This window comes from Amycolatopsis xylanica (genome assembly GCF_900107045.1).
Classification (GTDB): domain Bacteria; phylum Actinomycetota; class Actinomycetes; order Mycobacteriales; family Pseudonocardiaceae; genus Amycolatopsis; species Amycolatopsis xylanica.
On the sequence record NZ_FNON01000001.1, the window covers coordinates 321,179 to 333,418 of the forward strand.

The following is a 12,240-nucleotide window of genomic DNA, read 5'->3' on the forward strand; positions in this document are numbered from 1 at the left end:
CCCTCGTCGCGCGATCGAGCTCGGCCAGAGTTGTGTGTCCGCGCGAGTGGTGACTCCGCTGCGGCTAACGGAGCAGAGGTACCACTCGCTCACCCCGGCCGTGTTCACAAGACGCTACCCTGGGCTCGGACGCACTGTCGGCTACCAGGGGGGAGTCAACGTGGATGTGGTCGTGAGCGCGGACGGACCGGATTCCGCTGATCAGCTGCGATCATTGCACGAGTGGTTACGCGACGTCGGGGAGTTGCGCGGCAGGATCGGTCTCAGCGAACGGGCCGCCGAGCCGGGAACCCTGGGGCCCGTTCTGGAAGCACTCGTGGTGGCGCTCGGTCCTGCCGGCGCGGCGACCGCGGTCTCCACCGCGGTGATCTCCTGGCTCCGGACCCGGCGCGGTGAGGTGCGTATCAAAGCGACCTTCGGAGAGAACCGATCAGTGGAATTGACGGCCACGAATGTCGCCAAACTTGACGCCGCCGCTCTTGAACATCAAGTGGCCCGGATAGCCGCGATGCTCGAACAGGGATCGAAGCCACTCGACGATCGATGACCGACTTATCCGGTGACGGGGTGCGGGTTCTGCTGATCGCGACCGCCACCCACCACGGCCCCACACTGCCGTCGGTGCCGTCCGTGACGCGGACATTCGAGGATTTGCGGACGGTTCTTCGGGAAAAATGTGGTGTTCAGCAGGATGGCCTGGTCGGCGTACTCGACCCGCCTGACGCGCAGAGCATGGCGTTGGCCGTCACCGAGCAGGCACAACGCGCGGAAACCGTGCTGGTGGTCTACTTCATCGGACACGGTCTGCTCGACGCGGGCGGCGAACTGTACCTGGCGGCCAGCGGCACCGACCGGCTCGTTCCCGGTATGGCCGAGCATCAGGCGCTGTCGTTTTCGACGCTGCGCCAAGCGCTCGAAGCCAGTCGTGCGACGTCGGTCGTGGTGGTGCTCGACTGCTGCTTCTCCGGGAAGGTGTCGCTGGGCGGCAGATCCACGGTGCCCGCGTTCACCCAGGCGCCGGGGTACGGGATGTACCTCATCGGGTCCGCGGAACAGCTCGCGCTCGCCCCGCCGGAGGCCACGCACACCGCGTTCACCGGAGCGCTACTGGAGTTGCTGACCGGCGGTGACGCTCGCGGGCCGCATGCGCTGACGCTGGACGCGGTGTACGACGCGGTGTTCCGCACCATGCGAGACCGGCAACGGCCGTTGCCCCGGCGGCAGGCGGGAGACCGCTCCGGCAGCCTCGTCATCGCGCCCAACCCGGCGATACCCGCACAGCCTGAACAGGCCGATGAACCGCCGCACCCAGGTCGTTGTCCTTATCCGGGCCTCGACGCGTTCGGAACCGACGACTCCGACGTGTTCTTCGGGCGTGAGCGGATGACCGGCACGCTCCTCACCGCGGTCATGGCGTCCGCTGACCAGCCTGGGCCGCGGATCCTGATCGGCCCGTCCGGCTCCGGCAAGACATCCTTGCTCAACGCCGGGTTGCTGGCCTGCCTGCACCAGGGTGGGCTACCCGGCCTGCCGGGATCAGCGAGCTGGCCCGTCCTCCGCTTCACCCCTGCCGCGAACCCGGTGAACCGGTTGGTCACGCAGCTCAACGCCGTGACCCTCGACGCGGCGGGCCTGGTGCGCGAGGATCCGGGCCGCGCGGTCGCCCTGGTCGACGATCTTCTGGCCGACCGGCCGGATGCCCGGCTGATCGTGCTGGTCGATCAACTCGAGGAACTCTTCACGCTCTGCCCGGATCCGTCGGAGCGCGACGTCTTCCTACGGGCGATAACCGCGATCACCCAGCCCGTGCGGGGCAACCCGCCGCGAGCGCTGGTGGTACTCGCGTTGCGGGCCGACTTCTACGGCGAGGCGGCCGCACACCCGGAACTGCTCGCCGCGCTGCGTGATCACCAGGTACTGGTCGAGCCGATGACCTCGGAAGAGCTGCGCGCCGCGATCGAGCGTCCGGCCGCGGCCGCCGGGCTGGTACTCGATGACGGGCTGGCCGATGTGATCCTGCACGAACTCGGCGCGACGACCGGTGGACCCTCATCCGCCGCGGCGCTTCCCCTGCTGTCCCATGCGTTGTGGGCGACCTGGCGGCAACGAACCGCGACCAGGCTCACCTTCGCGGGCTATCGCGCCTCCGGCGGCATCACCCAGGCCATCGCGACGACCGCCGAGCAGGTGTACACCTCCCTGGACGAGCCTGGCCGGGAGGCCACGCGACTCATGCTGCCCCGGCTGGTCCGGGTGGGGGAGAGCAACGTCGACACCGCTCGCCCGGTCGAACGTTCCACGCTGGTGCACGGCCTGCCGGACCTGGACGCCGCGCAACGGGCGATCGACAAGTTCACCGAGGCCCGGCTGCTCACGCTCGACCGCGACACCACCCGCGTCAGCCACGAGGCTCTGCTGAGTGCCTGGCGGCGACTGCGGGAATGGATCGACGCGGACCGCGACTGGCTGCACGTTCACCAGCAACTCGCCGACGATGCCAAGGCATGGGAACAGTCGGGACGCGACGAAGCTCGGCTTTACCGCGGAAACCGGCTGACGGCCACGCGGGAACGGGCCGCGCAGGCTCCGACCGGCGCCACGGACCTCGAGCCCGTACTCGTGGAATTCTTGACCGACTCGTGGCAGCACGAACGCAGGGCCGTTCGTCGCAAACGGCTCTCCTGGGCGCTCCTGGGTGTGCTGGTGCTCCTGACCTCGATCGGCCTGACCGGCACCATCGCGTTCCAGCGTCAGGCCTCACAGGCCGAGAACCGTGATCTGGCCCGTTACCTCGCCGCCGAGGCGGAAAGCCTCCGCGACAAGCAACCAGGTTTGGCCAAGCAGCTGAGCCTGTTGTCTTATCGGCTTCATCCGGAGGCGGGTCGGGGCGCGGTACTGAACAGTCAGCGCACGCCCGGCGTGATCAACGAAGGCGAACCGGCTTCCGACATCGTGCACAGCACCGATGGCCGCGTCCTGGCCATCCCCACCACCGATGGGGTCGTGATCCGCGCCAAAGGCGTACCTGACCCAGGCCGGACCCAGGGAACGCGGACCGGCCCGATCGCCCTCAATCCGGGCGGAACACTGCTCGCCGTGACGGACAACGACAAGTCCTCAGCGGCTGGGACGACGACTTTGCGGCTGTGGGACCTCGCCGACCCGTCGGCGCCCCGGCCGATCGCCGCGTCCACAGTAGACGGAACCGTGACCTCGGTCGCCTTCGGCGCGGACAGCGGCACTCTCTACACAGGCATGTCCGCAGGCGAGATCCGCGTCTGGGATATCCGTGCTCCAGCGAAACTCGAACCTGTGGCTTCCATGCGCGCACATTCCACCCAGGTCGACTCGCTGGCGGTGTCACCGAGGCGCGACCTGATCGCCAGCGCCAGCGTGGACGGGCGCATCCAACTGTGGGGCACCGCCGACAGCGCTCACCCGGTACTTGTCACGGCCTTCGACGAAAGGGACCTGCCCCAATCCTCCCAGGACGTGCAACTTCCCTTGCACCGCGTGGCTTTCGATCCGGCTGGCAGCCTCCTCGCCACGCCCGGCAGCAGGCAGACCGGTCCGCACGTGTGGCGGCTCGATGACCCGCACGCGCCGCGCCTGGTTCCGTACGAGCCGGATGACGAGCAGCTCGGCGGGAGGCGCCCCAGCCCTTGTGGCAGCTCCGACAGCGTCCGATCCGTCGCGTTCAGCCCCTCGGACAACCGTGTGGTCGTCACCTGCGGCGGAGGATGGCACCTCCTGAAATACACGCCCGGCCCCGACATCGGCGCGCTGTCGCCGGGTGCCTCGGTCAGTCCAGGCGCACGGATCGCGTACGGAGCGGCCGTGTTCGATCCCAGCGACGGCAGGCGGCTGCTCCAAGCCACGGGCAACGGAGTGTACGTGTGGGATGTGGCCAACGCGGACCAGCCCGGCGCGCTGGTTTCCCTGCCGTCCCAGCCGTACTTCTCCACGGCACTCGATTTCGGGTCCGATGGCCGCAGGCAGCTCCTGGTGGTGAAGGAAAACAACGCCACCAGTTTGTGGGATGTGACCGACATGGCTCATCCGGCGAAGGTGGGCACGTCCTCTTTCCCGCACCGCGGAAGATACGCCGCCGAGGTCTCTCTCAGCCCTGACGGGACCATCCTCGCCGCCGGGGAGCCTGCTGACGGCGAACGGCTGGTCGTCCATCTGCGTGACACGAGAGCACCCGGGATGCCCGCCGTCGGCACGATCGGTGATATCGCGAACGGCGTGGCCGCTCTGGCGTTCCATCCCACCAAACCGATCCTCGCCGTGTCCGACGGCAACACAGCGGCGGGGCGCAAACCGGGACCGCCCGCGGTCCGGCTGTACGACATCACAGATCCCCGAAATCCCCGGAAACTCGCGCAGATCCCGGTTGAGACCTACCAAATGGCCTTCTCCGCCGACGGCGCCACTCTGGTCGTCCAGGCGACGGTCGGGGAACCACCACGAAACCGGCAAGAGACGAACCAGGAGATACACGGCTGGGACGTCAGCGACACCGCGCGGCCTGCCGAACGGTGGCGGCTTCCGCTGCCACCGGATGCGGTATATCCGACTTTCGCCCTGCGCCCAGACGGAAAGATGCTGGCCGTCTCCTTCGGCGCGACCGTGCGTCTCTGGCGGGCCGAGGGCGGGAGACCCACCACCACCGCGCCCGTGAGCGTTACCCGGATCGACACCGCGGCGATGACTTTCAGCCCCGACGGCACCCGCCTCGCGTTCATCGCCAGGAACCGCAACGCCGCCTGGGGCCTGGAGGATCGCCCCGAGGTGTGGAATGTGTCCGATCCGGACTCTCCGCAGCTCCAGTTTTACCTGCCCGCAAGGCTTTTCGAGTTCGAAACGCTCGCTTTCAGTCCCGATGGCCGCACCATCGCCGTCACTCGCTCCAGCCCGAGCGACAGAGGAGTCGACCTCTGGGACAGTGATCCCGAACGCATCCTCACCACACTCTGCACCGCGGCAGGCGACCCGATCACCCCACGACAGTGGCAGCAGTACCTGCCCGACCGGGCCTACCAGCCGTTGACATGCCCATGATCGCGGGATTCCGGTGACCAGGCGCGCCAGCCATCCGCCGAGACTACGTTTCAGAGTTCCGTGTCGTCTTCGTCGAGGGCGGCGCAGCCGAGGAATTCTTCGTAAGGGACGGGGGATACGACGACCCCGTCGGTCATGGTCCACCCGGCGCGGAGGACCGTCTTGACGGGCACGACGGCCATGTAGTCCCAGGGGTCGCCGTCCTGCTGATAGATGCCGTCGATGGCGACGGCGACGCAGTGCCCGACCGTGCCGATGTAGACGTACCAGGGAGCGAGTTCGGCGGGGAGGGGCCGCGGATAAGTCTTGCCGGGCACGACGTCTTCGTCGCCGCAGGCCGCGGTCATCAGCCGGGTGGCGAGCCGGTCGGGGAGGCCGGTCGCCCCGGTGGGCGTGTGCACCGGGAAGGCCTCGCGGGACTTGACCGTGCCGCGGCGGATCCAGGCGTGGTACCGGTCGCGCACGGTGAGCATGTCGCGGGCGGTGTCGTGGTCGACCCCGAGTTCGGTGGCGACTCGGGCCGGGTCGTCGCCGAACTCGGTCAGGAGATGCCGCGCGCGCATCGCTTTGGCTTGGGCGAGGTCGGCTTCGATCTCCTGGATCCGGATGTTGAGGGAGGGGATCTGAGCCGGGCCGGTGCCGGAGAGCCACACCCGTTCCAGTTCGTCGAGGACGGCGAGATCGCGCTCCGCCAGCTCCGGGTCGAGCGCGTATTCGCGGGAGCGGTGCGGCCTGCGCAGCCTGGTGAGGATGGTGTACTCGAGCCTGCCGGTGAGCCACCGCACCGTGTCCAGCGGGTGCTGGTGCTCCAGCTGCCAGAAGCCGGACGATTTGTCGTTCTCGCGGCGTATCACGTAGACGGTTCCGATGTCCTCGATGAACCAGAGGCGTTCGCCGGGTTTACCAGCGGTCGCCTGCAACGCCGGGAGCTCCTCGACCCGGTAATTGAGGGTGACGTGCTCCACCATCTCGTCGTAGTCGAGTTCGGGTTCGCGATACAGGATGCTCACCGCGCAGAGGGTACGCGGATCAGAACCGGTTCATCAGCCTCAAATACGGCCGGTCTCGTAGGCCCACATGGCGACCTCGACGCGGTTTCGGGCGCCGAGCTTGCGCATGAGGCTGGCGAGGTGGGCTTTGACGGTGCTCGGGGTGATGTAGAGGTCGCCGGCGATCTCATTGTTGGTGCGGCCTTGGGCCACAGGCACGAGGACTTCCTCCTCGCGGGCGGTGAGCGGTTCTATCGGCTGCTTCGGTGGTGGGGTCTGCGCGTGGGCGAAGGCTGCGAGCAGCCGGACGGTCACGCTGGGGGCGATCAGTGCGTTTCCGTCGGCGGCGGCGTGGATGGCCTGGGTCAGCAGTGCGGATCCGGCGTCCTTGAGCAGGAACCCGCGGGCACCGGCCTTGAGCGCCCCGTGGACGTACTCGTCGAGGTCGAAGGTGGTGATGACCACGATCGGCAGCGGGTCGGTGACCTCGGGGCCCGCGAGGCGCCGGGTGGCTTCGATGCCGTCCATCAGCGGCATGCGGATGTCGAACAGGCCGACGTCGGGGCGCAGCTCGAGCGCCAGGCGGACCGCCTCGCGCCCGTCGGCGGCCGCGCCGACCACCTCGATGCCGGGCTGGGCGTCGAGCAGCATGGTCAGCCCGGTGCGCACGATCGGCTGGTCGTCGGCGATGAGGACCCTGATGCTCATCGTGGCGTCCCGGTCCTGGGCAGGACCGCCTCCACCCGCCAGCCCCGTTCCGCGGCGGGGCCCGCGTGGAAGGTGCCGCCGAGCAGTGAGGCGCGTTCGCGCATGCCCACCAGGCCGTAGCCAGCCGGGGCGCGGCCGCCCGGGGTGGAGCCGTCGTCGTCGACGGTCAGCCGTACCTGGTCGGCGTCGCCCGTGACGGCGACGGTGACCTCGGTCGCGTGGCGGGCGTGCCGTCGAGCGTTGGTGATGGATTCCTGGGCCAGGCGGTAGATCGCGGCCCCGACCGCCGGGCTGAGGTCGTCGAACTCGCCGGAGAGCGTCACCTTGACGCGGGGACCGCTCTGGCCGGCAGCGGCGAGCCGTTCGACCTCGGCCACGCCGGGCTGCGGCGCGAACCCGGTGTCCTGTGCGGCGCGCAGCACGCCGACGATGGCGCGCAGCTCGGTGAGGGTGCGGCTCGCCGCGTCCTCGATGACCGCCAGTGCCTCGACGGCACGCTCGGGATGGGAGGCCGCGACGGCACGTCCTGCTTGGGCCTGGATGGTGATCCCCGAGACGTGGTGGGCGACGGTGTCGTGGAGCTCGCGAGCGAGCAGTTCGCGTTCGCGGGCCTTGGCGTGGTCGATGTCGCGGACGCGGATCTTCGCGCGATAGCGGATCGCGGCGCCGAGCGCGGCGGCGAACAGGAAGAACGCGTATCCCGCGACCGCTTCCGTCGGGGTGACGGGGTCGGCGCCGTGGGTGATGATGGCGGCCAGCCAGAGCAGGATGACGCCGAGGCCGCTCGCGGCTTCCCTGCCGGAGCCCCACCGGAACAGGGCGTACGCCAGGATCAGCACCGCGAGGGTGCTGTTCACCAGGGTGCCTTGCGCGCCGGTGAGACTTCTGACGATGTCGACGATCGTCAGCGTGCCGCAGGAGACCGCGACCGCGGCGAGTGGGTGCGTGCGTCGCCACAGCAGCGGGCCGAGGACCGCGAGCACCGCGAAGAGCTGCAGCGGGAGCGGAGCCATGTCTTGGCGAAGCACCACTTCCAGCACTGACCAGCAGATCAGTACCGCGGCCAAGGCCCAGTCCCGCGGCCTCGGGCCCGGAGCGTTCGTGGGCCGAGGTTCGGCCCACAGCGAGCGGAGCGCGTTGGTGGCCATCCGATCAGCCTAGGCAGTCCATGTGCTCGGTGCCTCCGCCGAAAGTACAAGAGCTCGGCTGTGCCAACGGCCAAGTCGAATCCGGCTCCGGGGCCAATGTGCCCGCCGCCCGCATCCGTGAAGGTGAACGCACCCAACCGAGCAAGCCGAGGAGCACCGATGAGAACACCTCAGTCCCGCACCGCACCAGAGAATCCGCAGTCCCGGAACACGCTGGAAGACCTGCGCCTGCCCGTGCGGGTCAAACTCGCGGCGGCATGGACCAGCTTCATGTTCTTCTACATCTACGTGGACTACCTCGCCCTGTACAAGCCCGGCTTCCTCGACGGCCTACTGGCAGGCACCGTCCACGAGTTCCACACCGGCCCCACGTTCATCACCATCGCGCTCGCGCTCATGGCCATCCCGATCCTCATGATCCTGCTCTCCGTGACACTGCCCGCCCGTGCCGACCGCACCCTCAACCTCGTCGTCGCGACGCTCTACATCCCCGTCTCGTTGTTCAACGCGGCAGGGGAGACGTGGACCTACTCCTACTTCTACTGCCTCTCCATCGGACTCGAGGTGCTGCTACTGGCCTTCATCCTGCGCTCCGCCTGGACCTGGCCGGCTCGGCCTGCCGGATGAGCGAAGCAAGGTCTTCATGGCAGACAAGTGGCTCAGCGAGGCAGTTCGTGTCGCGCGACGGAAGACTCGTCCAGGTCGATGCCCAGCCCCGGCCGATGCGGTACCAGGACGTGTCCGTCGGCGTAGCGCAGGCGGGTGGCTTCGGTCAGCAGTGTTTCGAAGTTGTAGATGCCTTTCTCGGCTGCGAAGTACTCGACGACGAGGGTGTTCGCGATCGCGGCGCAGAGGTGGGTGTGGAGGTTGTGGTGCCAGTGCGGGGCCATCGGCACGCCGAAGCTGTCGGCCGTGTGGGCGATCCGCAGCCACTCGGTGACGCCGCCCGCGACGCCCGCGTCGGCCTGGATGATCGCCGCCGCACCGGTTTCCAGCAGGGCGCGGAACTCCCAGCGGGTCTGGTGGATCTCGCCGGTGGCGACCGGGGTGACGGTGTGGCGGGCGAGTTCGGCGTGGCCGGTGATGGCTTCGGGGGACAGGGGTTCTTCGAACCACCAGAGGCCGGTCTCGCCTGCCGCGCGTTCGAACGCCGTGATCGCCGCGCGGGCTTCGGCCACCGAGCGGTAGGCGTTGTTGGCGTCGAGTGCGAGGCGGCCGGTGCCGTTGATGACCTCGGTGGCCGCGGCGACGCGGCGGGCGTCTTCCGCGATGCTCAGGCCGCCGACCTTGATCTTGTGGTCGGTGAAGCCTTGGCTTTTGTTGAAGGCGATTTCGGCGGTGACGGCGTCGGTCCAGTCACCATCGCCGTCCCGGTAGTAGCCGCCGGAAGCGTAGGCGGGCAGAGGATTCGTCGAGCCGCCGAGCAGTACGGCCAGTGGCTGACCGGCGCGCTGGGCTTTGAGGTCCCAGAGCGCGATGTCGAGTGCCGAGAGCGCGCGGATGATCGCGCCGCGGCGTCCGGCGAGCAGGGTTTCCTGGTAGGCGCGGCTCCAGAGGCCGACGATGTCGTCGGCTTCGGCGCCGAGGTAACCGGGCGCGAGGAGTTCGTCGACCGCGGTGCGGGTGAGCGGCCCGCCCGCGGTGCCCGCGTAGGTGTAGCCGAGGCCGGTGCGGCCGTCGGAGTCGGTGACCTCGACCAGTACGTAGTGGCGGTCGGCGAGCACGCGGTTGGACATCCTGGTCGCCTGGCTGACCGGGACGCTGACGGCACGGGTGCGGATGGTGCTGATCTTCACGAGTGATCGTCCTTTGTGGTCAGGCGGCGCGGATGGTCTTGAGGTTGGCGAATTCGAGTACGCCCGCGGTGCCGAGTTCACGGCCGTGCCCGCTGGCCTTCACTCCACCGACGGGCAGCCGGGGATCGGATTCGGAGATGCGGTTGACGAACACCGAACCCACCCGGAGCTGAGCGGTGACGGCTTCGGCGCGGCCGGGGTCGGCGGTCCAGACGGAACCGCTGAGCCCGTACCGGCTCGCGTTCGCCACCGCGATCGCTTCGGCGTCGGTCGGCACGCGCAGGATGGCGCCAAGTGGGCCGAAGGTCTCTTCGCGGAAGGTGATGTCGCCGGGGTCGGGGACCTCGATGACGGTCGGCTGGAACCACGCGCCCGGGCGAGAGTCCGGACGGCCGCCGGTGAGCAGTCGCGCTCCCGCGCCCACTGCCGTGGTCAGCTGCTGGTGCAGCTCGTCGCGCAGATCCGCGCGCGCCATCGGGCCGAGGTCGGTGCCGGGGTCGGCCGGGTCGCCGACCACCAGCCCTTCGACCCCGGCCACGACCGCGTCGATGAACTCGTCCGCGACGTCTTGGTGGACGATGAGCCGCTTGGCCGCGATGCAGCTCTGTCCGGTGTTGAGGAAGCGTGACCGCACCGCGGCCGCCGCGGCGGCGGGGATGTCGGCGTCGCTCAGCACGAGGAAGGGGTCGGAGCCGCCGAGTTCCAGCACGGTCTTCTTCACCGCGGCGCCCGCTCGGGCGCCGACGAGCGCGCCGACCTTGTTGCTGCCGGTGAACGCGACGGCCGCGACGCGCGGATCGTCGATGAGCGCCCCGATCCGGTCCGGCGGCAAGCGCACCGAGCTGAGCGTGCCGGTGCCGAAAGCTTCGTCGAACAATCCTTGGACGGCCCGAGCGCAGCCCGAGACGTTGTCGGCGTGCTTGAGCACCACCGCGCCGCCGATCGCGACGACCGGCACCATCGAACGGATGACCTGCCAGAACGGGTAATTCCACGGCATGATCGCCAGCACCACCCCGAGCGGGGTGATCTCCACCCGTGCGGTGTCCGGCGGGACGGGCACCTGCCGCGGGGTGCGCAGTGCGGGCAGGCGGTCGGCGTAGTAGTCGCACGCGAACGCGCACTTTTCGATTTCCGCGAGCGATTCGCGGAGTGGCTTGCCCATCTCGGTGGTGATCAGCAGCGCGTGCTCGGCGGCGCGGTTTCGCAGGAGATTTGCCAGGCGCCGCAACGCTTTCACCCGATCCTCATCCGAAACCGCGGCGAGCGCGCTGTCGAGGACGCGGTCGAGATCTTCCGGAGCTGTGTACGCATATGTCTCAAGTGGACGGCCGGTCGCCGGGTTCACCGTGGTGATCATCGCGTGGCTCCCGCGTGCGTGAGCAGCCAGTCCTGGAACCGCCGCCCCAAGATCACGGGGTCTTCCAGAAGTTTCGGGATATCCGTGGCGTTGCCGGGTTCGATGCGCACGTGGAGCAGAACGGGCCCCTCGATGCCTTCGAGTTCGGTCCACGCGTCACACAACTCGTCGGCGGTCGCGGTGACTCGGGTGGTCCAGCCCGCCGCGGCCGCCATCCGGCCGAGGTCGAGGCGCCCGGCGTGGGTCGGGAGGTTCGCGGTGGCGCCGTAGACACCGTTGTCCAGCAACACCATCAGCAGTTTTCGCGGCCGCAGATATCCGGCGGTGGCCAGCACGTTGGGGTTCATCAGCAGCGAGCCGTCGCCTTCGATGGCGACGACGCGGGGGAGCGGCGCGTCGCCGAGACGCAATGCCAGTCCGGTGGCGACGGAACCGGCCAGCCCCATCGAATCCAGCAGGTACAGGTGATTCGGCCGGTCCGCGATCGCGGCGAGTTCCCGGCTGGACGCGGCGCAGGTCACCACCACCGGGACGTCGCGGGTGAGCTCGGCCAGCACGGCCAGCGCGTCGAAGCGTTTCACCGTCAGGCCCCCTTTCCGTCGGTGGACCAGAAATGTGCCAGCACGGCGACCGGGCGGAAGGTCATCCGCGCGTGTGTGCCCGCCTCCTCGACCACGGCCGCCCAGTCCGAGGGCGTGCTGCGCCGGTCGAGTTCGAACGCGGGCACTCCGATCCGCGACAGGAGTGCGGGGGTGTGCTGGCTGAAGGTGTGGATCATCGAGTTGTACTCGCCGAGTCCGCCGCGGGTGTTGGCCACGATCAGCAGCGGCAGGTGATAGGCGATCGAAAACGTCGTGAGCGCGGTCAGTGCGTTGCCGAACCCGTTGTCCTGCATGACGATCGCGCCGAAACCACCGGCCAGCGGCAGCGCGCCGAGTACGCCGATCGCTTCTTCCTCGCGGGACAAGGGGAAAACCTTGGCGTCGTGTGCGGACAGATCAGTGATCACCGGTGCGACGCTGACGGACGGGACATAGCCGATGAGGTCCGGTTTCGTCGCGCGGATGCCGTCGGCGACCGAGGTCGCGTAGCTAGTCATGGAGCTCCTTCCAGTGCGGCGTAACGTACTACTATGACCAAGTAGCATGCAACTAGTGAATGTGAAGGGTCACAGT

The 12,240-nt window shown here is 68.8% G+C and carries 10 protein-coding genes; 3 read left to right on the forward strand and 7 right to left on the reverse strand.

Translation table 11 applies throughout. The features are described 5' to 3' along the window. Positions 1 to 160: 160 nt before the first annotated feature. Positions 161 to 547 carry an effector-associated constant component EACC1 gene (locus BLV57_RS01315; RefSeq protein WP_143046947.1) on the forward strand — a complete coding sequence of 129 codons (387 nt, stop codon included), beginning with the start codon at positions 161 to 163 and terminating at the stop codon, positions 545 to 547. Continuing rightward, complete coding sequence (locus BLV57_RS01320; protein ID WP_091285510.1) at positions 544 to 5,064, forward strand: caspase, EACC1-associated type; 4,521 nt, start codon at positions 544 to 546, stop codon at positions 5,062 to 5,064. The genes BLV57_RS01315 and BLV57_RS01320 overlap by 4 nt, the downstream gene beginning before the upstream one ends. A 50-nt stretch (positions 5,065 to 5,114) precedes the next feature. Here the strand turns inward: BLV57_RS01320 and BLV57_RS01325 are convergent, their stop codons facing one another. Genes BLV57_RS01325 through BLV57_RS01335 form a run of 3 tightly spaced genes read right to left on the reverse strand, consistent with a single transcriptional unit; the run spans position 5,115 to position 7,909 of the window. Beyond that, the gene (locus BLV57_RS01325) at positions 5,115 to 6,074 is read right to left on the reverse strand and encodes a hypothetical protein (protein WP_091285513.1); all 960 of its coding nucleotides are present in this window, start codon (positions 6,072 to 6,074) and stop codon (positions 5,115 to 5,117) included. Positions 6,075 to 6,113: 39 nt separating this feature from the next. Beyond that, entirely contained in the window at positions 6,114 to 6,761 is a 648-nt protein-coding gene (locus BLV57_RS01330) for a response regulator (protein ID WP_091285516.1), read from the reverse strand. Beyond that, the gene (locus BLV57_RS01335) at positions 6,758 to 7,909 is read right to left on the reverse strand and encodes a sensor histidine kinase (protein ID WP_091285518.1); all 1,152 of its coding nucleotides are present in this window, start codon (positions 7,907 to 7,909) and stop codon (positions 6,758 to 6,760) included. The genes BLV57_RS01330 and BLV57_RS01335 overlap by 4 nt, the downstream gene beginning before the upstream one ends. A gap of 159 nt (positions 7,910 to 8,068) precedes the next feature. Here BLV57_RS01335 and BLV57_RS01340 point away from each other — a divergent pair, with 159 nt between their 5' ends. Continuing rightward, positions 8,069 to 8,536 (forward strand): DUF6326 family protein, encoded by a 468-nt coding sequence (locus BLV57_RS01340; protein ID WP_091285521.1) that lies wholly within the window; start codon positions 8,069 to 8,071, stop codon positions 8,534 to 8,536. A 32-nt stretch (positions 8,537 to 8,568) separates the two neighbouring features. On the opposite strand, the gene BLV57_RS01345 is transcribed toward BLV57_RS01340, so the two are convergent. The 4 genes from BLV57_RS01345 to BLV57_RS01360 are packed head-to-tail and all read right to left on the reverse strand — an operon-like array spanning position 8,569 to position 12,164. After that, the gene (locus BLV57_RS01345; protein WP_091285524.1) at positions 8,569 to 9,705 is read right to left on the reverse strand and encodes a mandelate racemase/muconate lactonizing enzyme family protein; all 1,137 of its coding nucleotides are present in this window, start codon (positions 9,703 to 9,705) and stop codon (positions 8,569 to 8,571) included. A 19-nt stretch (positions 9,706 to 9,724) separates the two neighbouring features. Next, on the reverse strand, positions 9,725 to 11,065 hold the full coding sequence (locus tag BLV57_RS01350) for an aldehyde dehydrogenase family protein (RefSeq protein WP_091285527.1): 1,341 nt from the start codon (positions 11,063 to 11,065) through the stop codon (positions 9,725 to 9,727). Beyond that, positions 11,062 to 11,646 (reverse strand): thiamine pyrophosphate-dependent enzyme, encoded by a 585-nt coding sequence (locus tag BLV57_RS01355; RefSeq protein ID WP_091285530.1) that lies wholly within the window; start codon positions 11,644 to 11,646, stop codon positions 11,062 to 11,064. The genes BLV57_RS01350 and BLV57_RS01355 overlap by 4 nt, the downstream gene beginning before the upstream one ends. Positions 11,647 to 11,648: 2 nt before the next feature. Next, entirely contained in the window at positions 11,649 to 12,164 is a 516-nt protein-coding gene (locus BLV57_RS01360; protein ID WP_091285533.1) for a thiamine pyrophosphate-binding protein, read from the reverse strand. Positions 12,165 to 12,240 lie beyond the last annotated feature (76 nt).